This is a genomic window from Bartonella sp. SD1336NMGDW (genome assembly GCF_042193565.1).
GTDB classification, from domain to species: domain Bacteria; phylum Pseudomonadota; class Alphaproteobacteria; order Rhizobiales; family Rhizobiaceae; genus Bartonella; species Bartonella grahamii.
Genome location: NZ_JBHILW010000006.1, coordinates 43,563 through 69,592, shown reverse-complemented (window position 1 = coordinate 69,592; position 26,030 = coordinate 43,563). Strand labels below are relative to the sequence as shown.

Genomic DNA, 26,030 nt, shown 5'->3' with positions numbered 1-26,030 from the left:
GTCATGGGGGAGAAATTAGCATTTTGGTGTATTTTTCGATATAAATAAAGTGAAATGATTCTTTTTTGAAAGTTTTAAAATTGTGACCGATCTTACTCCACTTCCAGAACGTGATGTGCTAACCGGTATTGAACCAATCAGTATTATTGATGAAATGCAACGCTCCTATCTCGATTATGCGATGAGCGTGATTGTTTCACGTGCACTCCCTGATGTTCGTGATGGTCTTAAGCCTGTTCATCGACGTATCCTTCATGCTATGAATGAGATGGGGCTTTCTTTCAATAAGTCATATCGTAAATCTGCTGGTGTTGTTGGTGAGGTTATGGGGAAATTCCATCCCCATGGTGATGCTTCAATTTATGATGCTTTAGTGCGTATGGCGCAGGACTTTTCTTTAAGAAATCCATTGATTGATGGTCAGGGAAATTTTGGTTCCGTTGATGGTGATCCACCCGCGGCTATGCGCTATACTGAGTGTCGTTTAGAAAAAGTTTCAGAAGAACTTTTAGCTGATATAGATAAAGATACTGTTGATTTTCAGGATAATTACGATGGGCGTGAGCGTGAACCGGTTGTCTTACCAGCGCGTTTTCCCAATCTTTTGGTTAATGGGTCAGGGGGGATTGCTGTGGGAATGGCAACCAATATTCCTCCCCATAATCTTGGTGAAGTCGTTGATGGTTGTATCGCTTTGATTGATAATCCCGATATCACACTCGATAAAATAATTGAAATTATTCCTGGTCCGGATTTTCCTACAGGGGGCATTATCCTCGGACATTCTGGTGTTCGTGCAGCTTATGAAACAGGACGTGGCTCAATCATTATGCGTGCTAAAGTTGAGATCGAAGAAATTCGCAATGGTCGACAAGCAATTATTGTGAATGAGATCCCTTATCAAGTTAATAAGGCAACGATGATTGAGAAAATGGCCGAATTGGTGCGCGATAAACGCATTGAGGGAATCTCTGATTTGCGTGACGAATCTGATCGTGATGGATATCGGGTTGTTATTGAGCTGAAGAAAGATGTCGTTGCGGAAGTTGTTTTAAACCAATTATATCGGTATACGCCGCTACAAACTTCCTTTGGTTGTAATATGGTTGCTTTGAATGGGGGAAAACCCGAACAGATGACGTTGCTTGATATGCTTCGTGCATTTGTTTCTTTTCGGGAAGAAGTTGTCAGTCGGCGAACAAAATATCTTTTGCGTAAAGCGCGTGAGCGAGCACATGTTTTGGTTGGTCTTGCCCTTGCTGTTGCCAATATTGATGAAATTATCGCACTTATTCGCAAAGCTCCTGATCCGCAGACAGCACGTGCACAGTTAATGGAGCGACGCTGGCCAGCAATGGATGTCGCACCTTTGATTAAACTTATTGATGATCCTCGTCATATTATTCATGAGGATGGTACTTATAATCTCTCTGAAGAACAGGCGCGTGCTATTTTAGAATTGCGTTTGCAACGATTGACAGCCCTTGGGCGTGATGAAATCGCTGATGAATTGAATAAAATTGGCGTGGATATCGCTGACTATCTTGATATCTTGGCATCACGCATACGCATTATGTGTATTGTTAAGGATGAGTTGAGCGCTCTTCGTGAGGAATTTGCAACGCCGCGACGTACCGTATTTGGTTTTGGTAGCGCTGAGATGGAGAGTGAAGATCTGATTGCACCAGAGGATATGGTGGTAACGGTGAGCCATAGTGGCTATATTAAACGTGTGCCTCTTAATACCTATCGTGCACAGCGACGTGGTGGTAAGGGGCGTTCTGGTATGTCCACGAAGGATGAGGATTTTGTAACGCGATTGTTTGTTGCCAATACGCATACTCCGGTTCTTTTCTTTTCATCACGTGGAATTGTTTATAAGGAAAAAGTTTGGCGACTGCCGCTGGGGACACCCCAATCGCGTGGGCGGGCTTTGATCAATATGCTTCCTTTACAACCAGGTGAGCGTATTACAACGATTATGCCTTTGCCTGAAGATGAAGCGAGCTGGAGTGCATTGGATGTTATGTTTGCGACAACACGTGGAACTGTGCGTCGTAATAAATTATCAGATTTCGTTCAAGTTAATCGTAATGGTAAAATTGCAATGAAACTTGATGAAGAAGATGAAATTCTTTCTGTTGAAACCTGTACAGAACATGATGATGTTGTTCTAACAACAGCCAATGGACAATGTATCCGTTTTCCAGTTGTTGATGTTCGTGTCTTTGCTGGGCGTAATTCTGTGGGAGTTCGTGGTATCAATTTAGCTAAAGGCGATAAAGTCATTTCGATGACAATTTTAGAGCATGTCGAGGCGACGTCTATTGAGCGTTCTGCTTATATTAAACGTGTAATGAATGAACGGCGTGCTTCTGGTGCAGATGCTGATGTTGAAGATATTGTAACTCTTGATGAGGAAGATGGGGGTGCTGAAACAGAGTTAACAGATGAACGTTATGCAGAACTTCATGCACGTGAACAAATGCTTTTGACGGTGAGTGAGTTTGGTTATGGTAAACGCTCTTCATCCTATGAGTTCCGGATTTCCGGACGTGGCGGAAAAGGGATTCGTGCAACAGATCCATCTAAAACAGCTGAAATTGGTAAATTAGTAGCGGCTTTTCCGGTGAAGGCGCAAGATCAAATTATGTTGGTATCAGATGGGGGACAGCTTATTCGTGTTCCTGTTGAGGGAATTCGTACTGCTGGGCGCTCAACTAAGGGAGTCACAATTTTTAATACAGCCAAAGGTGAAAGGGTCGTATCGGTTGAACGTATTTCTGAACCTGAAGATGATACGAGTTCATTAGATGATGAAGGTGAGAAGCATTCTGATACAGTTGATATGAGCGAAGAAAAATAATTTTCAAGAGGATGAAGTAAAATCATGAAAATTGCTCTTTATGCAGGTTCTTTTGATCCTCTTACAAATGGTCATCTTGATGTTTTGAAAGGATGTTTTGTGTTAGCTGATAAGGTGGTCGTCGCTATAGGGATACAGGCTGACAAAAAAACACTCTTTAGCTTCGAAGAGCGTGTTGATTTCATTACGCAGGTAGGGAAAGATTTGTTTGGCGCGGATTCTAACCGATTGCAGGTTCTTTCATTTAGCAACCTTCTAATTGAGAAGGCGCGTGAAGTTGGTGCTTCATTTCTCATTCGTGGATTGCGTGATGGTACTGATCTTGATTATGAAATGCAAATGGCAGGGATGAATGGCGTTATGGCTCCTGAATTGCAAACTGTTTTTTTGCCGGCAAGCGTTTCTGGGCGTGCGATAACTTCTACATTGGTACGCCAAATTGCCTCCATGGGAGGTGATGTGACACCATTTGTACCGCCCAATATTGCACGAGCTTTGAGCTCGAAATTCCAATCTTTTAGGGGAGAATAATTGTGTCTCGTAGAATTTTTGCTGTTTTGATATGTGTGTTTTGTTTTTTTTCATTGTCCGCTGTCGCCGGTAATTCTAGCCCAGCAAGTGATGCAAGCCTTCTTGTTTTATCTCTCAAAGATGGTGATGTCATTATTCGTCTGCGTCCTGATTTGGCGCCAAAACATGTTGCGCAAATTAAAAGATTAACAGAGGAGGGGGCTTATAATAATGTTGTATTTCATCGTGTTATTCCTAATTTCATGGCACAAACTGGTGATGTAAAGTTTGGAAAAAAAGGCAGTAGAGATTTTGATTTGAAACGCGTTGGTATGGGTGGCTCAAATTATCCCAATATACCGGCAGAGTTTTCAAAGCAGCCGTTTAAGCGTGGTACTGTTGGGATGGCACGGTCACAAGATCCGGATTCCGCGAATTCTCAATTCTTCATTTGTTTTGATGATGCTGCTTTTTTAAATGGTCAGTATACGGTTGTTGGAGAGGTTATAAAGGGGATGGATATTGTTGATAAAATAAAAAAAGGTACGACAAGTAATAATGGATCTGTAAAAAATCCTGATGTTATTAATGCTGCTACTTTACAAGTTGAGAGATGAATCAAAGGAGCTTTCCATATGGTTGAGAATAAAAATCCAGAGAATACTTTAATTCTTGAAACAACAAAGGGCAGAGTTGTTATTGAGCTTTTGGCTGATTTAGCGCCAAAACATGTTGCACGTATTAAAGAATTGGTACGTGAAGGTGCTTATGATAATGTTATTTTCCATCGCGTTATTGATGGTTTTATGGCGCAAACTGGCGATGTCCAATTTGGAAAGAAGGATAGTGAAAAATTCAATTTATCCCGTGCGGGTATGGGGGGGGCAGAAAAACCAAATTTAACAGCAGAGTTTTCAAATCTTTCTCATAAGCGTGGTACAGTTTCTATGGCACGTAGTCAGAATCCAAATTCTGCTAATTCTCAGTTTTTTATTTGTTTTGCAGATGCTCCGTGGCTTGATCGTCAATATTCCATATGGGGACAGGTTGTTGAAGGTATGGAAAATGTTGATAAAATTAAACGTGGTGAACCTGTTGCAGATCCAGATTCAATTACCAAAGCCGTTATTGCTGCGGATGCAAAATAGTATAAATTATGCTGATTTCAATTGTCAGTTTCTAAGAAAAAATACTCTTTTCTGATCAATAAAGGCACACAAAACTCTTTTGTAGTATCACACTTACCTTTTATAATTTCGAGCTAAGAATTGTCCATATATTTCCTTCAATCGGATCTTCTTGAAGAATATAACGCAAAGGATTTGTACAAACACTTGTCAGAATAGGAAAACGCAAAGTCTGTTGTGTTATGGTTGTTGTTTGGAAAAGTATTTTATAAAAAATTCGGCATTTCTCTTCAATTCATTGTTGGTCTATTAATGGTTTTATGATGTTACTTTTCTGAGAGAGCGTGTGCTTTTGTTGCTGCTTGTAAATCAACATCCAATCCTAATGCAGCAGCACACATATTAATACGGATAAGAGCCTTACTAGCTGCTCCAGTTTTCCTAGCAAGGTGGAAAACCAGCATTTATGTATATCTCATTGGTGTCATCTTTAAAACAAGAAGACAGTTTAATCTTAGAAGAATGTGAAGGCGCAGAGGTGAAACAAATGGCTAGTCTTGCCATATTCTTTTTAATTCAGCTTTACTTTTTTAAAAAGTATCTAAAGCGATATCATTTAAATAATGAAGGTTATGCATAGCCTTACGTTTTTATTTTTCTCGTTTTTTAATAGAGGAACGCTCCAAACGGAATATACTTAATGTTGCACATTTACGTGTTTTTTTAAGAAGCATTTCTCAGTATATATCAACATTCACTTCCACGATGACATTCATGGCATGTATAGTTTTAAAGCTTGTGAAGGAGCAAACGGGTACCATCATACGCTTTTTCAGCCTCTAATGTTACGATAGAGCTTTTGGTATTTGAGAATCTTTACAAAAAGCATTTTTAGTTTTTTTAAGTGTTTTTACACGTTAATTTCTTTTGTGAATTATCTCAAGTGCCAAGAGCTATCTCAATATTGTAAGGGGATAAATGATTATGCTCATTTGCGCTTTTATTAAGCGTGGGGATCGCCGTGCTCAGCAGATGAAAAATTTTTATCTGTAAAAGTAAAGAATATTGTAAGCTGTACAATGCGTTCAGAATTTTCTTCTATGCGTACAAAGTTATTGCTTATGGAAGTATGTGAAGATGAGATTATTGTGATAATAATTTTTCAGTTCTATTAAGGCTTTAGTGCATTAATCGTAGGTATTTTGAGGTATGATATTATAAGGATTTTGCTATTTTTTTGGAGCTAGATTATCACTTTTATTATGGTGATTTCTTAACAAGAAATGTTCTTTTATCTCGTTTAATTTTTTATGCTGGTTACAATATTGAGCGAATCAAAAATTAATTCATAAAGCTTATGACAATGCTCGTAAGGGGATATCTTTTTTCTTTCTATAGAGATATGCATTGATGGAATCAAAAAGACGAGAGTTATGATAAAGACATTTCATTATAGAAAAATTGCTCAAGATGGGTATGCACGTCGAGGCGAAATTATAACGGGGCGAGGATGTGTTCGTACACCCGCATTTATGCCTGTTGGGACGGCAGGAACCGTTAAGGCTATGTATATGGATCAAATACGTGATCTTGGTGCAGATATCATTTTGGGGAATACTTATCATTTAATGTTACGTCCAGGAGCTGAACGTGTTGCGCGTTTGGGAGGATTACATGAATTTTCACGCTGGAGCGGACCTATTTTAACCGATTCTGGTGGCTTTCAGGTTATGTCATTGGCGGGAATCCGTAAAATTACTGAACAAGGTGTGATTTTTCGCTCTTACATTAATGGAGCTTACTATGAAATGAGTCCAGAGCGTTCTATCGAAATTCAAGAACTTCTTGGTGCGGATATCCAGATGCAGTTGGATCAATGTATTGCATTACCTGCAACTGAAAAAGAAATGGAAGAAGCTATGGAACTTTCATTGCGGTGGGCGCAGCGTTGTAAAACAGCTTTTGGAGATCAGCCAGATAAAGCATTGTTTGGGATTGTTCAAGGTGGTGATAATATGAAACTGCGTGAACGTTCTGCTCAAGCATTAAAAGAAATGGATTTAAAAGGTTACGCTATTGGAGGGCTTGCTGTTGGTGAGCCGCAGAGTGTTATGACAGCAGTATTGGATACTACTTGTCCGATTTTACCAGAGGATAAACCACGCTATCTTATGGGAGTAGGGACACCTGATGATATTTTACAAAGTGTTGCTCGTGGTGTTGATATGTTTGATTGTGTTATGCCGACGCGTGCAGGACGTCATGGTTTAGCTTTTACCCGCTTTGGTAGAATTAATTTGCGTAATGCGCGTTATGCAGAAGATCCACATCCTCTTGATCCGCAGTCACTTTGTCCAGCAGCACATGATTATAGTTGTGCTTATTTGCATCATTTGATCAAATCTGGTGAATCTCTTGGGGGTATGTTGTTGAGTTGGAATAATCTTTTTTATTATCAACAACTGATGCAGGGAATTCGTGATGCCATTGAAGAAGGCTGTTATGCTGATTTTTGCGCTGAAACGCGCGCTCTATGGGCACAAGGACGCTAAAATATTAATCGTAATATAACGCTTCATTTTTTTATTGAATTTATTCTTGCACTTACAAATTTAGCTAAAAATATGAAATTAGAAAACACCTTCAAAAATTATAAATTCCACTATCCTAAGATATAGAAGTGCGGTTTTATAGGGCATATATTCTTTTTCTAATTACTATATAAAACAGAAACTGTTACTCCGGTACGCGCTACCTGATCCGGAGAAAAACAGTTTATTTCTGTTTCTGATGACTGTTTAAAGCAACAATGTTAATGAGGCGTTAGCGAACTCTTAAAGAAGTATGAAAATTGTATTTTTATGAGCTAATTTGTGTTTTTTATTACTAAAGGTAAAGAATGGGTTATATACAACCGAATAGATAAATCTTTAGAAAATTAAAAGAAAACTAAAATAAGATTACAACATTTTAAATATTATAATTATATATTTTAAGTTTTTATTATTTTTATATCTTAATAATAAGTATTATTTATAAGATAATTATATATTTTAAGTCATAAAAAATTTAAATATTAATCACGATAATTAGCACATTTATAAAATATCGATAAATATATTGAGATAAAAATTATTATATTTGTTTTCTGCTCTGTTTATAGAATTTATCTGAAAATAAGCATAGTATATTTAATTGAATATTTTAATTTAAAGATAATGAGTTAGATATCTGATGCGATTCCTCTGTTAGAGGAGGGAGGGGTAAAGATGCCTAAAAGAGGATATTTAATAAATCTAGAAACCAAGCACTATTCTCATGAGAGTTTTTAAAAGATTCTATAATAATTTATAAGAATGGCGTAAAGTTGAAATTATAGCTTATCAATTTGGAGGATCTGCATTTAGATAACAAAAATAATGCAACAATAATTTTGGGAGAAGTTTTATCTTTGTATCAAGATAATGATGAGATGTGGTTCACTTGTTTGAAGTGCATTATTCGACAAATTTTAGAATTATTTATAGGGTATAGTATATCGTCGCAAAATAAAGGTTTCACTGTAAAATCGGAACTGATAAAATAGGAGACAAAGTTTATTATCTGGCAGATCTGAGAAAAATAGGTGAATACGTCTATAACCTTGAGGGTTTCAAAGGTTTTTCATTAAAGAATCTTACCTGAAACTTCATAAAATGCTTTATATATCAAAATATTTCTAAAACTTCATTGGGGACTATTGGGTATGCGTATAACAATGTTTTGAATTTTTGTTTGTGTGTATTACAGATATCTACAGTTAAAACTCCTATCCAGAAGTGATGATATGAGGGATTCTTATAAACAAAAGGTTCTTGCATTGGAAATTGATTCGAGAATACGGCGTTTAATAATTTTAGCCCTTGCCGTGGGGAGTTTTGCTATTGGTACTGCAGAGTTTGTTGCAATGGGGCTACTGCCAGAGATGGCACGAAGTTCATATGTTGATATTCCTACCGCTGGTCAATATATTTCTGCTTATGCATTAGGAGTTGTAATTGGATCACCTCTTTTAGCTGTGGCAACAGCTCATGTATCACGCAAAACTGTTTTGATAGGATTGATGCTTTTTTATGCTTTAGCAAATATCGCTAGTGCCTTTGTTTCTGATTTTAGCATATTAGTAGTATTACGCTTTCTCAGTGGACTTCCCCATGGAATCTATTTTGGACTTGCGGCTATGGTTGCCTCTTCAATGGTAGAAATGAAAGAACGTTCTAAAGCTGTTGGATATGTTATGCTTGGCTTAACAATTGCAACCGTTTTGGGAGCACCCAGTGCTACTTGGATTGGTCAACTTATTGGTTGGCAGATTGCTTTTGTCCTTGTGGGTATGATTGCTTTATTATGTTGTTTGCTTATTTGGAATTTTTTGCCTTGTGATTTAAGTTTTCCAAAAACGAATCCTTTGCACGAAATGGGTGCATTAAAGCAAAAGCAGGTATGGCTTCTTTTGTTAATGGTTTCGGTGGGAGCGTCAGGATTATTTTCTGTTTTCACTTATATCAAGTCAACATTAATGCATATTTCTGGTGTTTCACTTGAGTGGGTACCATTTATCATGCCGTTAGTTGGATTGGGAATGGTGGTAGGAAATCTCTTGGGGCCTAAATTAGCTGTTAAAATTGGTATTTCGCCGATGATATTTTTTTCTATGCTTTGGAGCGTATTTGTTTTTTTTCTTTTTTTCTTTTTGTCCTATGCTCCGTTAACAGCGGCAATAGGATGCTTTTTTGCTGGGACTTCTTTTGCTTCTATGCCTTCTATACAAACAAAAATTATGGATGTTGCACTACAGGGACAGATTTTGGCAGGAGCATTAATGCAGTCTGCTTTTAATATTGCTAATGCTCTTGGTGCAGAATCTGGAGCATTAGTTTTAAAATTGGGCTATAGTTATGAATATACAGCTATTTTAGGAAGTGTTCTAACTTTGTGTGGACTAGTGATTTTTTGCGTCTCATGGTATATGGAAAAGCATGCTTAATACTTTTGATTTTTTTAATGAAGAAGGTATTTTTATGTTTATTTAATTATTGGAATGTCCTGTTGGACTTTTTAATATGCAGTAAGAAATGCGCAGCGCTAATGGAATAGCAAAACAAAATAAAAAACCAATGAGCACTATAAGAAGAGTTTTTGCTGCTAAGATCATTCCTATTGTTCCTCCAGGATTAAAGAGACCGGAAAGATTGGTGATAACTCCGGCTAGAGTTGCACTCAATGCAGCTGAAAATAGTTGTACGGAGGTAAGGGATTCACTGGCACGTAGAGCATCTTCATCATTTGTACATTGTAAGATCCGTGTGAGCAAATGTGGCCATGCTATGCCCGCACTGATTCCAATAGAAAATAGTGCTAAGCAAATAGTAAAAATATATTCAAGTGTGGAAACTTCTGTTGGGATGAGCCATAAAAGAATCGCTATACCTAACAGTTTAAATAGGGGCGAGTATATAATGATGTTGCGAATTTTTTTTGTGGAGACAGCAGCACTTGAGAGGGCTCCACACGTCCACCCTAGGCTCATAAGTGCTGCTATATAACCGGCTATAAGGGGAGCTTGTCCATGAAGTTCTTGAAGAAAAAGTGGTAAATAAAGTTCTATACTGTACACGACTGTTGTCATCACGAGTATTAATGCGTAAACGGGAAAAATTTCAGAAGAGAAAGAAAAGGATTTGCGCGGCAACATAGGATGAAAGCTATATGATTCGATTTTTGCTAGAACAAAGAGAAGACTAAGTCCGATAACTAATCCGCAAATTTTTGCCATTGTTGTGTCCATAGCTCCTCCAACAGAAATGATAAAAATCAATAAGGTGAGTATGAAAAGCTGAAGAAGAGGGAGGGGGGATGTTGGAACATAGTTTTCATTCTTTTTAGGTAAAATTTTACAGGCTATGAGTAAGAAGAATATAGCTAATGCGCCAATGATCCAAAAGGATGCTCTCCATAGGCCATAATATACAGAAATTCCTCCTATCGCTGGACCTAATAAGGTTGATATTCCCCACATTCCAGAGATAACACTTAATGCATGTGACCATAAAGAGGGGCTGAAAATAATACGTACCATGGAATAGGATAGAGATAACAAAGAACCACTTCCCAATCCTTGAATAAAGCGTCCTATTAAAAATAATGACATAGATGAAGAAATGCTGCACAGGAAAGTGCCTAAGGTAAATATAAGTCCAGAGATAACATAAGCGTTGCGAGGACCTAATTTTCCTAATATTTTTGTTGCAAGTGAAGTACCAAGGAGTGAAGCTGTAATAAAGACAGTTGCCACCCAAGAATAATATATCTCATTGCCAATATGATTCATAAGGGAGGGTAAAATAGTAATAACAATATAAACGTTGGTTGCGTGTAATACAACACCACCTGTAAACGTTAAAAAGCAAAGACCGTTTTTACCTAATAAAAGCGCAGACCAACTTTGTTTTTTCACTGTTTTTTTGCTATTTAATAAAAGTTTATCCTCTTTTTACTTATAAGGTACTTCTTTGAATTTGCCAAGAGAAATTCAAAGCTCTGTTTAGAGCTTTGAATTTTAATTTAAGTAATAACTTAATTGCCCATTGCTTTTTTGAGATTCTCATCAATTTTCTCGAGGAAACCTGTCGTAGAAAGCCATTTTTGTTTAGGACCAATCAAAAGTGCGAGATCTTTAGTCATAAAACCCTCTTCGACGGTTTTAATACAAACTTCTTCCAATGTCGTGGAAAAGTTTTTTAATTTCTCATTGTTATCTAGTTTAGCACGGTGTGCCAGCCCACGCGTCCATGCGAAAATAGATGCAATAGAATTTGTTGATGTTTCTTCACCTCTTTGATGCTGACGGTAATGGCGTGTTACGGTGCCGTGTGCTGCCTCTGCTTCAACAATTTTACCATCTGGTGTCATAAGAACAGAAGTCATGAGACCAAGAGAACCAAAGCCTTGGGCAACAATATCAGATTGAACATCACCATCATAGTTTTTACATGCCCATACATAGCCCCCTGACCACTTTAATGCAGAAGCAACCATATCATCAATAAGACGGTGTTCGTAATATAATTTACGGTTTTCAAATTCAGTTTTAAATTCCGTATCAAATATTTCTTGAAAGATATCTTTAAAACGACCATCGTAAGTTTTTAGAATGGTATTTTTTGTTGAAAGATAAACTGGAACATTCCTTTGTAGTCCATAATTAAAGGATGCGCGGGCAAAATCACGAATTGACTCATCAAGGTTATACATAGCCATAGCAACCCCTGCGCTTGGGGCATCAAAAACATCATGTTCAATAACTTGATTGTCATCACCTACAAATTTAATACTTAATTTCCCTTTTCCTGGAAATTTAAAATCTGTTGCCTTGTATTGATCAGCAAAAGCGTGACGTCCGATGATAATTGGCTTTGTCCAGTTAGGAACAATGCGAGGGACGTTTTTACAGATAATGGGTTCGCGAAAAATGACTCCTCCTAAAATATTGCGGATTGTGCCATTAGGTGATTTCCACATTTTTTTTAGGTTAAATTCTTTAACGCGTGCCTCATCAGGTGTGATGGTTGCACATTTTATACCAACCCCATATTTTTTGATAGCATTGGCAGAATCGATTGTTACCTGATCATTGGTTGCATCACGATTTTCGACGGAAAGATCATAATATTTGAGATCAATGTCGAGATAGGGATGGATTAATTTATCTTTGATATATTTCCAGATGATACGGGTCATCTCATCCCCATCAAGTTCAACAACGGGGTTTTCTACTTTGATCTTTACCATTAGAAGTCCTTTTTTTTTAAGCGATACTACTTTATAGCACTTTCAAGTTTATAATGAAAAGTAAAAACAAGGGAAAAAAGCATTCAAATATGAGCTTTTAGAATATATTATCAATAGAGTGTAAAGTTTTTTTGGAGGGTTTAATTTTTGAAAAGAAGTGATGTGTTTACAAATCTATAATTATTCTATGATCGATGAAGAATCTGTTTACTAGATAAGGTAGTTAGATCACTGGGGAAGAGGGATTATGCATTTTTATTTATCAGAGATTCTATTTAATAAGTTGATCGTATTCTAAATTATAGTTTCTTGATTTGTTGTGTTAGGTGAATAAGAATCTATTTTTATATCGTATTTCAATTCTAAGATTACGGTCTGTTTGTTTATAGAAAAATTTAATGTGATACAAAGGCACTGTAATTAGAAATGCTTCATACAAAATGCGTTTTGGGGTAAATTTCAGTTTTGAAGGTTGGAAGAAACGTATAAATGATGTGGCTGGTTTTAATTTAAAAATTAACGGCATACGCAAGAATATGGTTTATAAACTTACCGTATCATGAGCTAGAACCCTCTAGTTTTTATATTTTATCGATTTTTATTGTTATCAACTGTGCGCAGTAAAGCACTACTATCGAAATGCAACAAAGAAATTAATCATCTAATGATTCTCGTATCTTTTTTACGAAGAGATCCCTTTAAAAATCTTATTCCTCGTTTTTATTTATACATTCCTCGTTTTTAAAAATACAAATAAAATGAATGTATTAAACATAGAAAAAAGGATTATGGTACGCCCAAGGGGAATCGAACCCCTGTTTCCGCCGTGAAAGGGCGATGTCCTAACCGCTAGACGATGGGCGCAAACCATTGATGAGGCTTATAGAGAGGATCTTTTTACTTCGCAAGCCCTCTATGTCATTTTTTTTGAAAAAAGTGTGTTTTATTGAATAATTTTTGAGCAATTCCTGTTTGGATTGTTTCTTTTCAGTTTGAGTAGTAGGCAAAAATGATCAAAACATTATTTTAAATGTGTTTATTTTTTGCATATTTTATCGTTTGTTATCTTTTCTTGCACATGAGAATATTATTTAACTTGCTTGAAAGAGCCTTTATACAGAAGATTTCTTATTTGAGCTTATCATAAAGCAAAAAACTGTATAAATTTATGAAGTATAAAGCAAATATTTATTACCAAATTAACAAATAATAATAATCATACAAAAGTTTTTTGAGGATTAAGCTATATATTACTTTTATTTTAAAAATATAAATATATTATGTATGATGAAAATGAGAATATTAAATCAATTTTACAGAATATATTAAAAATATTTTTCTTATCTTTACTTTTACATGTTTGTGAGAAATTTAAAATTAAAACCCCTTCATTTGTTCCCTCACATATTTGGAAGGTTATTTATTTGAAAATGAATTAGCTTGGGTGAAGGGCAGATTGAGGTTTTTGTCATTTCAATTCGCTAGTTTTTCAAAGGGGTGGCGATAAGTTTAGGTAAAATATTCGAGTTTTGCAAATTTATTCTCCATATTTATAATATGGCAGAATTATGGTGTGCACATATTAAGTTTTGTTTTTTACTTTAATGTAAGGTTCTATTTTGATATATGGGTGCATTAAAGATTTATAGTTCAAGCTATGGAATGGTAGGAAGGAATGTGTTATTATCTACTGCTCTACTTTGTTTTATCCATTCTCTTAATTTATCATATGAAAGAATGTTTTTTGTCCAGTACTTGTTGATTTAGAAGAGATGTTTTTATTCTTTCTTACCAAGTATTCAATATTCTTTAATTTGTTATTGATTATTTTTTAGAACTTTTTTTTATGGCAACTTGCATTTACTAGTTTTACAGATTTTCATTCTGAATTAGATATTTTATAAAGATTCTGAAATCTTTGAAGACAATAAATATTATATTTTTAGGAATGTTGATTGAACAAGCGGGGATAATTCTATTGGAGAACATGGAGTGAATAGAGCGGGGTATTTCTTTTGTTCTTATGGATGTAAGTACTCTTTGTGTTGATTGGCACATCATTTAAACGATTTTTCAGTGAAGATAGGGATCAGTGGTTAATAATGGCAGAAGCTTTAAAAGTTGGTGTTGCGGGACTTGGTACGGTTGGTACTTCAGTTGTTCGAGCTCTATGTGAAAAAGCGAATAGTTTAGCTTGTCAATGTGGGCGATTCATCAAAGTCGTTGCTGTTAGTGCGCGCGATAAAAGCCGTAATCGTGGAATTGATCTCAGTGATATAAAATGGTTTGATTCACCTGTGGAGTTGGCTGCTTCTGATGAGATTGATGTTTTTGTAGAGTTAATTGGTGGTGAATTAGATGTGGTGTACACCGCTGTTAAGAGAGCGCTTGAGGCAGGACATCATGTTGTAACAGCCAATAAAGCTCTTCTTGCTCGACATGGAGTAGAGCTGGCTATAATTGCAGAAAAAAAAGGTGTTTTTCTTCATTTTGAAGCAGCTGTTGCAGGTGGAATTCCTGTCATCAAAGCGATGAGAGAATCACTTGTCAGTAATCACATATCCCGAATTTATGGTATTCTCAATGGAACCTGTAATTATATATTAACACGCATGTTTACGGAAGGCCTTTCATTTAAAGATTGTTTAGCAGATGCACAGAGACTTGGGTATGCTGAAGCAGATCCAAGTTTTGATATTGAGGGAAATGATACTGCTCATAAATTAGCTTTGTTGACAAGCTTGGCATTTGGAACGGCTGTTTCGTTAGATGATGTTTATGTTGAAGGAATTCATAATATTTCGCAAATTGATATTCGGGCAGCTGATGAATTAGGGTATCGGATTAAGCTTTTAGGGGTTGCATTAAAAACGGATTCTGGAATAGAGCAACGCGTTCATCCAACAATGGTACCAACATCTTCAATGATTGCACAGATAAATGGCGTAACCAATGCTCTTTCTATTCAAAGTGATTTATTAGGTGAATTACTGTTTTCTGGTCCTGGCGCCGGAGGAATGGCAACAGCATCAGCCGTTATTGGTGATTTGGCTGATATAGCAAAAGCGCGTTCTGGTTTTCAGTATGCACCTGTTTTAAGACGTCCAGCATTAGAACTTGCTCCTCATAAAAAAGCACGTATTTCGCATCATGCAGGGGGGTATTTTATTCGTTTAAATGTTCATGATCGTACTGGTGTTTTTGCTGCGGTCGCAAGGCATATGGCTGATAATCACATCTCATTGGAGTCGATTGTTCAAAGATCTTTTGTAGAAGATCAAATTGAAAAAACAATTATTTTAATTACGCATGAAACAACAGAGGTGAATGTACGACAGGCACTTGCAGAAATTGAAAAAGATGGACATCTTGTTGCAAAATCTCAATTTATTCGTATTGAGCCTATGGCAGAGAATTGATAACTTTCTTGATAATGACAAAAAGGCAAGCTTGAGTCCTTTTGTCTCTTGTGGAAAATTTTCATCTTTGCCAAAAACTTTATTCTTAGTATTTAATAAGGACTCATATTTTTTCTGGTATTCATTCGGTAGGATTTTTTCATATGCCCACAACTCAGAAGATTTTAAATGGACTTGATCGTATTTTGACGCTTGAATTGGTACGTGTTACTGAACGTGCTGCTGTTGCTGCTGCACGCTGGCGCGGGCGTGGCGATGAAAAAGCTGCGGATCAGGCTGCTGTAGATGCAATGCGGCAGGAACTTAATCGATTGCCTATTGATGGTACAGTGGTGATTGGTGAAGGTGAGCGGGATGAAGCGCCTATGCTTTATATTGGAGAAAAAGTAGGTCTTCAAAGTGGATTGGCGATCGATATTGCACTTGATCCACTAGAGGGAACAACACTTTGTGCTAAAAATATTGCCAATTCTTTGGCAGTAGTTGCAATTGCTGAAAAAGGTAATCTCCTTTATGCTCCTGATGTTTATATGAAAAAAATTGCTATTGGTCCTGGTTATCCAAAGGGAGTAGTAGACATAGATGCTTGTCCTACCGATAATATCTATGCTCTTGCGAAGGCTAAAGGAGTGGCTGTTAATCAGATTGTTGTTTGTATTATGGATAGGCCTCGTCATGAAAAGTTAATTAATGAAGTACGAGCGACAGGGGCATCGATTCGCTTGATTGGGGATGGAGATGTTGCTGCTGTTATTGATACAACTGATCCAGAAGAAACAGGTATTGATATCTATATGGGGATTGGGGGAGCACCTGAAGGTGTTTTAGCTTCTGCTGCTTTGCGCTGTATTGGAGGACAGATGCAAGGTCGTTTGCTGCTAGATACAGAAGAGAAAATTGCTCGTGCAGCTAAAATGGGGATTAGTGATCCCAATAAAGCTTATACAATGGAAGAAATGGCAAAGGGTGATGTTTTGTTTGCAGCAACAGGGGTGACAGATGGCAATATGCTTTCTGGTGTTAAATTTACATCTCGTTACATTCAAACGGAAACTCTCGTAATGCGCTCCCATACGGGTACAGTCCGTAATATTAAAGCGCAGCATAGAGATCATTCAAAATTTGATTAATGTTTTCTTTTTTCGTCATTAAAAATAGAGGGAGTTTTTTAGGAAATACGCTTCCATGAATCTGCTTTCATGGAAGCGTTTATAGATATGAGAATATCTTATTATTATGAGAGCTGGACAGAATGAACCCAGCCATTTTTATCTTCTATGTTCCCTTTTTGAAGGCCAACCAATTGTGTACGAAGCTGCTTTGTAACTTCTCCAACTGTTTCATTTCCAATAATAAATTCTCCCCCTTTATATTTAAAACGACCAATTGATGTGACAACGGCAGCTGTACCACAAGCAAAGACTTCTTTAAGGTGTCCACTCTTTGCATCTTCTTGAAGCGCTGCAAAAGAATAAGGACGCTCTTCTATTTTTAAACCCATTTGTTGAGCTAATCTTAAGATTGAATCACGAGTTATCCCTGGAAGGATAGTTCCATTAAGTGTGGGGGTTACAAGTGTATTATTGTCCATAATAAAGCAGACATTCATACCACCAAGTTCTTCAATCCATTTATGTTCAATCATATCAAGGAAGAGTACTTGGCTACAATTGTTTTCGGTTGCAGTTTTTTGTGCAAGTAAGCTTGCTGCATAGTTTCCACCACATTTCGCAGCGCCTGTGCCCCCTGGACCAGCGCGGCTATAATCTGTTTCAATCCATACACTAACAGATTTTTCTTCTCCTTTGAAATAGGATTCAACTGGAGAGGCTATGATACAAAAAAGATATTCTTGAGAAGGGCGGACTCCCAAAAAGTTTTCATTGCCAAACATAAATGGACGGATATAGAGGCTAGCGTTGGGATGATCAGAAACCCATTTTTGATCAATTTTTACTAATTGATGAACGGCATCCAGAAAAATATCTTTTGGCAATTCTGGCATAGCTAAACGCCTCGCTGATTCTATAAAGCGTTGTGCATTGGCATCAGGACGGAAGAGCAAGATGCGCCCATCTTTTGCTCGATATGCTTTTAAACCCTCAAAAATTTCCTGTCCGTAATGTAAAACGGTACTTGCAGGGTTAATTTCTAAAGCTTTGTATTGAGAAATGATGGCATTATGCCAGCCTTTGTCTTCAGTCCATTGAATAGTACACATGTGGTCTGTAAAAAATTGACCAAAACCGGGACTTTTTAAAATTTCTTCACACTTTTCTTCTGACAGAGGAGATGGGTGTTTTTCTATTTTAAAGGGAAGCGACGATATAGGAGATTTCATAAAAAAACCTTTTGAGTATGTTTCATTTTTATTAATAAAAATAATGAGATATTTTGATCACAACTCTATTATTAACAAAACCTTTGTGTCAATGTTTTATTATAGAACACAAAGAGGTTTATTATAGAATTCAAAGGCTATGATAGATATTTTAATTCTACTCTCGCCTCTTTTTCTCAACTTTATGAAGTAAGCTGGAACTTTTTTCTATAATTATCGTTTTCTCAAAATAAGTATCTGAATAATTTCATATATGCATATTGTCTAGAAATTAAAAGGTAAGGGAATTGAGAAAAGGAATCTACTATGATTGATAAAAATTATCACACATATGAAGAACGTATGGCAGCAGAAAGAAGAGATAGTGAACAACGTGTTTCAATCGCTAAGGGTATTTTTGCTATTCTTCTTGCGATCGTTATTATCTGGTTTGTTTTTGGTTTTTTAGGATCTTTTTTTGCAAAATCTCCTGAACATAGTTCGCGTTATAATACTCCAGAAACAAGTCAAAGCGTAACAACGCCCAAAAAAGATTTAAATTCGCTCCCTCCTGTACCTTATACTTATAAGGGTACGGAATGACTTTTTCATAAATATAATCTTTTAGATAGGGCGAAAATCGACGTAGATTAAGGAATAAAGTCAGCACAAAGACATAAAAAAGATTGGACGATTTTAATTTCTGAAGTTTTTGATACGTAATTAAATGGTATGGAAATAAATCATGCAACGGTTGTTAAAACCGTTGCATGATTGGTTTAGCGTGTGATGAAGCAGCTTCCACCAGAACTTTTAATGGATTCACAAAGGATTATGGCTTCATTACGGTCTTGCGCTTGAATCCGAACACGGTAATAAGTACCTTTTCCTGGTATAAAAGCGGATTGAATATTTAAAGAACGGGCACCGATAAGGAATCCAAACTTAGATTTCATATTTTTTAAAGAATTTCTAGCTAGCTCATGCGTTGGTTGAGATGCAAGTTGTACGTAATAACTTTCTGAATTTTGTGCTGCGACTTTGTTTGATGATGTGGGGCGAGACGCGGCGGGTGTTTCAACTTGTGTATTTCTTTCTGCATGAGAAGGAATAGGGATAAATTTTTCTTCAATATTTGAGTTAGAAGTACTTTCTGCGATTATTTTATCAATATTATTTTTGAGATCAAGGTCTATTTCTTGATTGTTTATATCAGAATCATGCGACGAAACAAGGGACGAATCTTGAAGTTCATTAGGAGTTTGATCAATGTTTTCTTCAGACTGAGCAGCAGTTTTGCTCTTTGTTTGATGTACGGGAGCTAGTGTAACTGTACCATCTTGATTTACAATAACAGTTTGTACTTCTTGCGTGGGAATAGTATGGTTTATGGCTTCTGTGACTGCATCTTCAACATCAGATTCATTTAAAGAAGAAGATGAAGCGTTTGAAGATTCTTCAGGATTTAATTCTTTTAAATTTTCAGGTTGTTCAGAGTTATCAATAAGAAATTGTTGTGTGTTTTCTTGTTTTTCATTTTGTTCAGTTGTTTGCTTATAGATATCTAAATTATGTGCAACATCATTTTTCGGTTCAGTTGTTTCTGGTTTGAATTTAAAAGGCGCATTATCAGCGTGGATAATGATCGTTTCTTCATTTTTTTGTGATGACATAAAAAAGTGCGAATAACCAGCAAATCCAATTCCTATTAAAATAAGTATAAAAATACCTTTAATGAAAGTTTTACCAAAAATAAAACTTTTTAAGGGAGGAGGAGCTGGTGGATGCGTGGGAACTTCATCTGAGCTTGTGTATGATGAATTCTCGCTAAAAGGGGGAAAATTATATTCCATATTGGCAGAAGAAAAATAGTCGGAATTTTGTTCTTTAGAGTTTATATAAACACCTTCTTTTGAATTTTGCATAGACTGATGAAAAACTTCACTAAAAACCTCATTTTTCTGTTGTTTTTGAGAAAAATTATCCGTTGGGACATTTCCTACATTAAGTACATCAGCAAATTCTTCCTCTAAACCACCACTAGTTGGCACATCATATTCTGGCGCTTCATACGGGACTTCTGGAACCATAATAGGGCCAGTTTTTTCTACGATTTCCTCTGAAAATTTATAAGTATCAACATTGGGAGGGGGAGTATCTCTGTGCGTATAGTTATGGGCAAAAAAGCCATCCGTTTGTTTTGTATTCAAAGAGGCTGATGAGGAAAGAAACTCATCTGAATTACTTTCATTATATGAAATTTCTCTATTTGGGTTAGAGGTACTTTCGGTGTTATTGATGTATTGGGCTTGAGCCTCATTATATATTGGAACTTTTTCGCTATAAGTTTCTTTTTGTGAAGGGTTTTCTTCAAAAAAATGGGGATAATTGGTTGTATGATCTTCTTGTGAAGCCCCCTTTAAATAAGATTGTCTATCAACTGGTGGAGAATCCAAAGGTGAGGAGAAGGTACTTTTTGTTTGATTTCTTGCAGTGTTTTGTCTTTCTGACATAAGGTTAGAAGATGAGAAAAACTCATTTGCCTCTGTAGAAGAGGAGACATCAGGATAAGAAGAGGAGACATCAGAATAATCTTTTTTGATCCAATTTTCTTGATCAGCTGAAATTTTATAGGGATGGTTTACAGGAGTGTCATAGAGGTTTTGATTGTCATCATGAGTTTGTTGTATATTCGTAGCTTTAGGCTGTTGTGAATTTGTTTGTGAAAAACGATTGGTTTGTTCAACAGATTCTGGAATCTCTTTCTTATTTTCGCGCCTTTCAGATTTATCAAAAAAGAAATTTTCTGATTCTGATTGTGAAATAAGATTACTTTTTTTATGAAACGAATCAGCACTGGTTGCTGTTGTTTTCTCTTGAGGGGATTGGTTCTTTGGGATTGGTAATGGAGAAAGCTCATCTAAAATTTGTTCTTCATCATGGCTGCTAGGTGAAGAATATTTCTCTTCAGATAAATTATTTTGTTTTGAATGGTTGAAAGAAACAGTTTGTGCAATATCTGAGGCTGTTGCGTTGCTGGTTGCATGCAAGTCCCATTGTTTTTTTTGATCATCAAACGGTAAGTTATGTGCTAAATTATTTTCAAGTTCTTCTTCTAGAAAGGACAAATCAAAATCATCATCATGGGATGATGTTTCGGGGTGAGATGTTGATCGATCTGTCTGTAAAGAAGATTGCTCATTTTGGTTTCCGCTTTGTTTGTGCGGATTAAAAATGCGCGTAAGCCTTTCCAAAGGATCATGGTGTTCATGATCGTGTTTTGTTCCGTGTAGATTTTTGCGATCGTTATCGCTCATAGCTTTTCTCACATGGTGATTTGCACTTACGTGCAATCAATGGTTGATTTTGATTTGTTATATTAAAATTATAAATTTTCCCCCTCTCATGCAAGGATACATGAAAAAGTTTATCAATAGAGTACCTATTGTATGTATTTATAGAACTTTTTCAACGCATTTCTATTGGTGCTTCGACTCCTATGATGGTAAGTCCTGATGATAAAATATTGATAACAGCTTGTATCAACCCCAATCTTGCAAAGGATAACTCTTTATCATCAGGTTGAATAAAGCGTAAATTGAGATTTTCACTCCCTTTATTCCAATGGGTGTGAAAGCTGGAAGCAAGGTCATAAAGATAAAACGCTAATCGATGCGGTTCCTTATGAACGACGGCCTGTTCAATGATACGTGGATATTCAGAAAGTTTGCGTATTAACAATATTTCATGGTCATCTGTTAATCGATGAAGATGGGCGATTAATGTATCATTTGAAAAGCTTTTAATATGAAGCGCTTCCTGTGCTTGACGAAAGACTGAGTGACAACGTGCACTTGCATATTGTACGTAAAAGATGGGGTTATCTTTTGATTGTTCTGTTACTTTTGCAAAATCAAAATCAAGAGGTGCTTCACACTTACGGTATAGCATCATAAAACGCACAGGATCACGCCCAACCTCTTCGACAACATCGCGTAGAGTGACAAAAGATCCTGCTCTTTTTGACATGCGTACAGGATGACCGTTGCGAAAAAGTTTTACCAACTGACATAAGAAGACGCTTAATTTAGCTTTATCCCCAGAAATTGCTTTTGCCATTGCCTCTAGCCGCTTTACATAGCCAGCGTGGTCTGCGCCTAGAATATAAATCATTTCATCAAAATGACGATTAAATTTATCCCGAAAATAAGCAACATCAGCAGCAAAATAAGTGTAAGAACCATCAGATTTGACTAAAACACGGTCTTGGTCATCACCAACATTTGTTGAACGGAACAAAGTTTGTTCACTTGGTTCCCAATCTTCTGTATTTTTTCCCTTGGGAGGGGGGAGTTTTCCTTTGTAGATATAACCATTTAAAGTGAGGTCGTTGATGGTGTTACGAATGGCGCGTGCATTATCTGCATAAAGCATTCGCTCAGAGAAAAAGATATCATGATAAATATTAAGAGCAGCCAAATCTTCGCGAATCATGGTCATCATTGCATGAATTGCACGTTCTTTCACAAGAGATAAGGCTTCATCTTTATCCATCGTGAGGAGTTGGTCACCAAACTCTTGAGCAAGTGATTGTCCCAATGGTATCAAGTATTCTCCAGGATAGAGCCCTTCTGGAATTTCATTAATTTCTTGCCCAAGAGCCTCACGATAGCGCAATAGTACAGAGTGGGCGAGGACTTCGATTTGTTGACCAGCATCATTGATATAATATTCTTTCGTAATGTTATAGCCCGTAAATTGCAGCAAATTGGAGAGAACATCTCCAACAACCGCTCCGCGGCAGTGCCCTACGTGCATTGGTCCTGTCGGATTTGCTGAGACATATTCAACATTGACGCGTTTTCCTTGTCCCATTGGGATACGACCATAAGAAGTGCCTGATTCAAGCATGGATTTTATAGCATCTTGCCAAAATAATTTTGTAAGCTTTATATTTATAAAACCAGGACCGGCAACATCTATATTTTCGATAGAGGAATCATTTTTAAGAAGTTCTATGATTTTATCTGCAAGTGCACGCGGATTGATTCCAATAGATTTTGCAAGCACCATAGCAGCATTGGTTGATAAATGACCATGGGAGGAATCACGCGGAGGATCAACAGTGATTTTTGATAAATCTAGATCTTCTCCATTTTTCCCTTTTATATCAGATAATTCAATTGATCTCTTAATTTTTTTTTCGAAGTTTTTAAAGATATTCATATTTAGCTTCCATGATGATTCCAAAAGCCATTAGACGAAATTATCTGTATGGTCAAATAAACGGTGATATTCACGTAGAGCGTAGTGATCTGTCATGCCTGAAAGAAAGTCAGCAATCAAACGTGCTAACTCTTGATTTTTTAAGTGCACTGTTTTGTTCTGCCAACTTTCAGGCATTGTATTTGGTTTTTCATAATAACAATTGAATAATTTTTGTACAATGCGTTTTGCTGCATTGCGACGACTAAGAACTTGTTCATGGTAGTAAAGATTTTTAAATAAAAAGTTTTTTAGTTCTTTTTCATAAACAGTCATTGTTGGTGAAAAGGTGACAATAGTTTGTTTTGCTTGGTGAATATCGTTTATGCTTGCTGGTTTGATGCGTGCTAAATTTTCTTGTGATTGTTTGATAACATCTTCAACCATGGTTGTTATTTGTCTTCGTACAAGTGTGTAACCACGACGCGCTTGGTCGAGATGGGGGTGCTCATCTGTTATATCTTTTAATATTGCTGCTGTTAGTGAAACATGTTCAAATTGATCGAGTGTTAAAAATTGCGAACGTAGACCATCATCAATATCATGCGCATTGTATGCGATATCATCTGCAATAGCAGCACATTGCGCTTCTAGTCCTGCAAAACAATCGAGTGCAAGGTCTTGCTTTGCATTGTATTGTAAAATATCGATAGGAACCTCCTTATTCTTCGCGTGAGGACCTAAAAGGGGACCATTATGCTTTACAAGTCCTTCGAGGGTTTCCCATGTAAGGTTAAGTCCATCAAAATTTGCATAGCGCTGTTCTAGTTTTGTGACAATGCGTAATGCTTGTGCATTATGATCAAAGCCACCATAATGTATCATGGCTTCATTAAGCGCATCTTCTCCAGCATGGCCAAAGGGCGTGTGTCCAAAGTCGTGAACAAGGGCAATGGCTTCGGCAAGGTCTTCATCAAGACAAAGGGCACGGGCTAATGTTCTTGCAATTTGAGAGACCTCTATGGAATGGGTTAGGCGAGTACGATAATGATCGCTTTCATCAGCAATAAACACTTGCGTTTTATGTTTAAGACGTCGAAATGCATTAGAATGGATAATACGATCTCTATCTCGTTGAAAAGGTGAGCGTGTGGCGCTCATCGTTTCATGAAATAATCTACCACGGCTTGTTTGCGGATGAGCACTGTACACTGCTCGAGATTGGTAATTGAAGTTGATATTGCCTATATCCATTGCAAGCTGCCCATTATCATCTTAGAATTGAGAGTGGTTTATGACAAATAAACTTCTCTTTGAATATGGGATACTCTTTCTTGATGGTTTAATGCAAGGATATATAAAATGAATGTGAAAATTTCAGATGTTGCTGCCAAAAAAATTGCACAGATACTTTTGCGTGAACCCGATAAAATAGCATTGCGTATTTCTGTTGAAGGTGGTGGGTGTTCTGGTTTTTCTTATAAATATGACTTGGTTTCTGAAATGTGTAAAGATGACCTCGTTCTCAAAAAAGATGGGGCAGTTGTGTTTATTGATTTACTATCACTTCCTTTCATGGAAGGAGCTGAGATTGATTTTGTTGATGATCTTATGGGGCAGTCTTTTCAAATCCATAATCCCAATGCTGTTTCATCATGTGGTTGTGGTGTAAGTTTTTCAATTTAAAATGATGGCTTTGTGATATTGTTTCTTGAAAAAAATATCATGTTGGTCAACAATGTGAAAATGGGTATTCTTATAAAAATAGTGCACCGATGTGTATGGTTGTGCGTGGTGCTTGCTTTATTGATCTGGAGCCACTGTGCTTTTTCTGAAGAAGGAGAAGGGAAAGATCAGCAGCAGGGACAATCAAGGAGTTTTATTGTAAAGTCTCAAGAGCAGGAAAAAGAAAATGTAGCATCTCAAACACAACTCATTTTGAATGCTCGATTAACAAATAGTTATCCGGATATTGAAAAAGGGCTTGTCTGGCGGGTTTATGCCCCTATTATAGGGATTGATAATAAATTACCATTAGTGGCAACCTATAAGGGGGGAAGTGCGCGTTTTGATCTCGAACCAGGAAGTTATCTTGTTCATGTCTCATTTGGTCATATGAGTGCTGTGCGCCATATTCGTTTAAAAAATGGACAGAGTCTTGTAAAAAACTTTAATCTTGAGGCTGGTGGTGTCATTTTAAATGCAACACTGCTCAATGGTGTAATGAATGAAAAGGAATTACGTTTTACCATTTATGAGGATGAAAAAGAAAATGATGATACGGGGGTGATTTTATCAAATGTTAAACCCCAATCAGTTGTGCGTTTAAAAGCTGGCCGCTACCATGTTGCTTCCCATTATGGTTCTATTAATGCGACGGCTCGTTCGGATATTCAAGTGGATGCTGGTAAAGTGACAGAAGTTACCCTTGAACATCAGGCTGCTCAGATTGTCTTAAAGCTGGTACGACAAGAAGGAGGGGAAGCGCTTGCAGATACCAGTTGGTCTCTTGCTAATGATTCTGGTGATATCGTTTATGAAACAGTTGGTGCTTATGTTTCACTCGTGTTAGCGGAGGGAGAGTATATTGCAATTGCTAAAAATAAAGATAAAATCTATCAGAAAGTTTTTTCAGTCGTTTCTGGTCATGATGAAGATATAAGTGTGGTGGCGAATGAGCAAAATATGCAACGAATTGATGAAGATGTGGATTGATCGTTGTTCATGGGGGTAAACTATGATGAGAGACGGGG

The 26,030-nt window shown here is 36.8% G+C and carries 17 protein-coding genes, 1 tRNA gene and 1 pseudogene; 11 read left to right on the top strand and 8 right to left on the bottom strand.

From position 1 onward, the window contains the following. Positions 1-82: 82 nt before the first annotated feature. The 4 genes and pseudogenes from gyrA (at position 83) to ACFIKH_RS04930 (ending at position 4,524) form a co-directional block, all read left to right on the top strand. Entirely contained in the window at positions 83-2,866 is a 2,784-nt protein-coding gene (gene gyrA, locus ACFIKH_RS04945) for a DNA gyrase subunit A (RefSeq protein ID WP_375625991.1), read from the top strand. A 24-nt stretch (positions 2,867-2,890) separates the two neighbouring features. Next, positions 2,891-3,410 (top strand): annotated as a pseudogene (coaD, locus tag ACFIKH_RS04940) (pantetheine-phosphate adenylyltransferase). Then, positions 3,400-3,993 carry a peptidylprolyl isomerase gene (locus ACFIKH_RS04935; RefSeq protein ID WP_375671101.1) on the top strand — a complete coding sequence of 198 codons (594 nt, stop codon included), beginning with the start codon at positions 3,400-3,402 and terminating at the stop codon, positions 3,991-3,993. The pseudogene coaD and the gene ACFIKH_RS04935 overlap by 11 nt, the downstream one beginning before the upstream one ends. A gap of 18 nt (positions 3,994-4,011) precedes the next feature. Beyond that, on the top strand, positions 4,012-4,524 hold the full coding sequence (locus ACFIKH_RS04930; RefSeq protein ID WP_375648337.1) for a peptidylprolyl isomerase: 513 nt from the start codon (positions 4,012-4,014) through the stop codon (positions 4,522-4,524). Between the two features lie 305 nt (positions 4,525-4,829). Here the strand turns inward: ACFIKH_RS04930 and ACFIKH_RS04925 are convergent, their stop codons facing one another. Further along, positions 4,830-4,967: a hypothetical protein gene (locus ACFIKH_RS04925; protein WP_375625988.1), complete on the bottom strand. Its 138-nt coding sequence runs from the start codon at positions 4,965-4,967 to the stop codon at positions 4,830-4,832. Between the two features lie 969 nt (positions 4,968-5,936). Between ACFIKH_RS04925 and tgt the strand changes: the two genes are divergently transcribed. Both tgt and ACFIKH_RS04915 read left to right on the top strand, forming a co-directional pair. Next, positions 5,937-7,055, top strand: a complete 1,119-nt coding sequence (tgt, locus tag ACFIKH_RS04920) for a tRNA guanosine(34) transglycosylase Tgt (protein ID WP_375625986.1) — start codon at positions 5,937-5,939, stop codon at positions 7,053-7,055. 1,274 nt (positions 7,056-8,329) lie between these two features. After that, positions 8,330-9,529: an MFS transporter gene (locus ACFIKH_RS04915; RefSeq protein WP_375626941.1), complete on the top strand. Its 1,200-nt coding sequence runs from the start codon at positions 8,330-8,332 to the stop codon at positions 9,527-9,529. A 42-nt stretch (positions 9,530-9,571) separates the two neighbouring features. Here ACFIKH_RS04915 and ACFIKH_RS04910 read toward each other — a convergent pair whose 3' ends face one another. The 3 genes from ACFIKH_RS04910 to ACFIKH_RS04900 all read right to left on the bottom strand — a co-directional run bounded on the left by ACFIKH_RS04910 (position 9,572) and on the right by ACFIKH_RS04900 (position 13,197). Next, positions 9,572-10,999: an MFS transporter gene (locus ACFIKH_RS04910; protein WP_375626938.1), complete on the bottom strand. Its 1,428-nt coding sequence runs from the start codon at positions 10,997-10,999 to the stop codon at positions 9,572-9,574. Between the two features lie 119 nt (positions 11,000-11,118). After that, a complete protein-coding gene (locus ACFIKH_RS04905; RefSeq protein ID WP_375626936.1) occupies positions 11,119-12,333 on the bottom strand; it encodes an NADP-dependent isocitrate dehydrogenase in 1,215 nt (404 codons plus the stop codon). Positions 12,334-13,122: 789 nt separating this feature from the next. Further along, positions 13,123-13,197, bottom strand: a tRNA-Glu gene (locus ACFIKH_RS04900). Between the two features lie 1,238 nt (positions 13,198-14,435). On the opposite strand from ACFIKH_RS04900, the gene ACFIKH_RS04895 reads away from it, so the two are divergent. Then, positions 14,436-15,752, top strand: a complete 1,317-nt coding sequence (locus tag ACFIKH_RS04895; protein WP_375625979.1) for a homoserine dehydrogenase — start codon at positions 14,436-14,438, stop codon at positions 15,750-15,752. 143 nt (positions 15,753-15,895) lie between these two features. Continuing rightward, positions 15,896-16,882 carry a class II fructose-bisphosphatase gene (gene glpX / locus ACFIKH_RS04890; protein WP_375625978.1) on the top strand — a complete coding sequence of 329 codons (987 nt, stop codon included), beginning with the start codon at positions 15,896-15,898 and terminating at the stop codon, positions 16,880-16,882. A 104-nt stretch (positions 16,883-16,986) separates the two neighbouring features. On the opposite strand, the gene ACFIKH_RS04885 is transcribed toward glpX, so the two are convergent. Beyond that, a complete protein-coding gene (locus tag ACFIKH_RS04885) occupies positions 16,987-18,093 on the bottom strand; it encodes a branched-chain amino acid aminotransferase (protein WP_375625977.1) in 1,107 nt (368 codons plus the stop codon). A gap of 306 nt (positions 18,094-18,399) precedes the next feature. On the opposite strand from ACFIKH_RS04885, the gene ACFIKH_RS04880 reads away from it, so the two are divergent. After that, a complete protein-coding gene (locus tag ACFIKH_RS04880) occupies positions 18,400-18,675 on the top strand; it encodes a hypothetical protein (protein WP_375625976.1) in 276 nt (91 codons plus the stop codon). A 176-nt stretch (positions 18,676-18,851) separates the two neighbouring features. Here ACFIKH_RS04880 and ACFIKH_RS04875 read toward each other — a convergent pair whose 3' ends face one another. The 3 genes from ACFIKH_RS04875 to ACFIKH_RS04865 form a co-directional block, all read right to left on the bottom strand. After that, a complete protein-coding gene (locus ACFIKH_RS04875; protein ID WP_375671098.1) occupies positions 18,852-21,389 on the bottom strand; it encodes an SPOR domain-containing protein in 2,538 nt (845 codons plus the stop codon). A gap of 151 nt (positions 21,390-21,540) precedes the next feature. Next, entirely contained in the window at positions 21,541-23,298 is a 1,758-nt protein-coding gene (gene argS / locus ACFIKH_RS04870; protein WP_375626928.1) for an arginine--tRNA ligase, read from the bottom strand. 30 nt (positions 23,299-23,328) lie between these two features. Then, positions 23,329-24,531, bottom strand: a complete 1,203-nt coding sequence (locus tag ACFIKH_RS04865) for a deoxyguanosinetriphosphate triphosphohydrolase (protein WP_375625971.1) — start codon at positions 24,529-24,531, stop codon at positions 23,329-23,331. Between the two features lie 108 nt (positions 24,532-24,639). Between ACFIKH_RS04865 and ACFIKH_RS04860 the strand changes: the two genes are divergently transcribed. Together ACFIKH_RS04860 and ACFIKH_RS04855 are read left to right on the top strand one after the other, a co-directional pair. Beyond that, the gene (locus ACFIKH_RS04860; protein ID WP_015856510.1) at positions 24,640-24,963 is read left to right on the top strand and encodes an iron-sulfur cluster assembly accessory protein; all 324 of its coding nucleotides are present in this window, start codon (positions 24,640-24,642) and stop codon (positions 24,961-24,963) included. Between the two features lie 39 nt (positions 24,964-25,002). Beyond that, positions 25,003-25,992: a carboxypeptidase regulatory-like domain-containing protein gene (locus tag ACFIKH_RS04855; RefSeq protein ID WP_375671129.1), complete on the top strand. Its 990-nt coding sequence runs from the start codon at positions 25,003-25,005 to the stop codon at positions 25,990-25,992. The last annotated feature ends 38 nt before the right edge of the window (positions 25,993-26,030 follow it).

Bases quoted from the DNA above. Each gene is read 5' to 3' on its own strand.
- ACFIKH_RS04930 (WP_375648337.1), top strand. From the start codon at position 4,012: ATGGTTGAGAATAAAAATCCAGAGAATACTTTAATTCTTGAAACAACA.
- ACFIKH_RS04925 (WP_375625988.1), bottom strand. From the start codon at position 4,967: ATGCTGGTTTTCCACCTTGCTAGGAAAACTGGAGCAGCTAGTAAGGCT.
- tgt (WP_375625986.1), top strand. From the start codon at position 5,937: ATGATAAAGACATTTCATTATAGAAAAATTGCTCAAGATGGGTATGCA.
- ACFIKH_RS04915 (WP_375626941.1), top strand. From the start codon at position 8,330: ATGAGGGATTCTTATAAACAAAAGGTTCTTGCATTGGAAATTGATTCG.
- ACFIKH_RS04905 (WP_375626936.1), bottom strand. From the start codon at position 12,333: ATGGTAAAGATCAAAGTAGAAAACCCCGTTGTTGAACTTGATGGGGAT.
- ACFIKH_RS04895 (WP_375625979.1), top strand. From the start codon at position 14,436: ATGGCAGAAGCTTTAAAAGTTGGTGTTGCGGGACTTGGTACGGTTGGT.
- glpX (WP_375625978.1), top strand. From the start codon at position 15,896: ATGCCCACAACTCAGAAGATTTTAAATGGACTTGATCGTATTTTGACG.
- ACFIKH_RS04885 (WP_375625977.1), bottom strand. From the start codon at position 18,093: ATGAAATCTCCTATATCGTCGCTTCCCTTTAAAATAGAAAAACACCCA.
- ACFIKH_RS04880 (WP_375625976.1), top strand. From the start codon at position 18,400: ATGATTGATAAAAATTATCACACATATGAAGAACGTATGGCAGCAGAA.
- ACFIKH_RS04875 (WP_375671098.1), bottom strand. From the start codon at position 21,389: ATGAGCGATAACGATCGCAAAAATCTACACGGAACAAAACACGATCAT.
- argS (WP_375626928.1), bottom strand. From the start codon at position 23,298: ATGAATATCTTTAAAAACTTCGAAAAAAAAATTAAGAGATCAATTGAA.
- ACFIKH_RS04865 (WP_375625971.1), bottom strand. From the start codon at position 24,531: ATGGATATAGGCAATATCAACTTCAATTACCAATCTCGAGCAGTGTAC.
- ACFIKH_RS04860 (WP_015856510.1), top strand. From the start codon at position 24,640: ATGAATGTGAAAATTTCAGATGTTGCTGCCAAAAAAATTGCACAGATA.
- ACFIKH_RS04855 (WP_375671129.1), top strand. From the start codon at position 25,003: ATGTTGGTCAACAATGTGAAAATGGGTATTCTTATAAAAATAGTGCAC.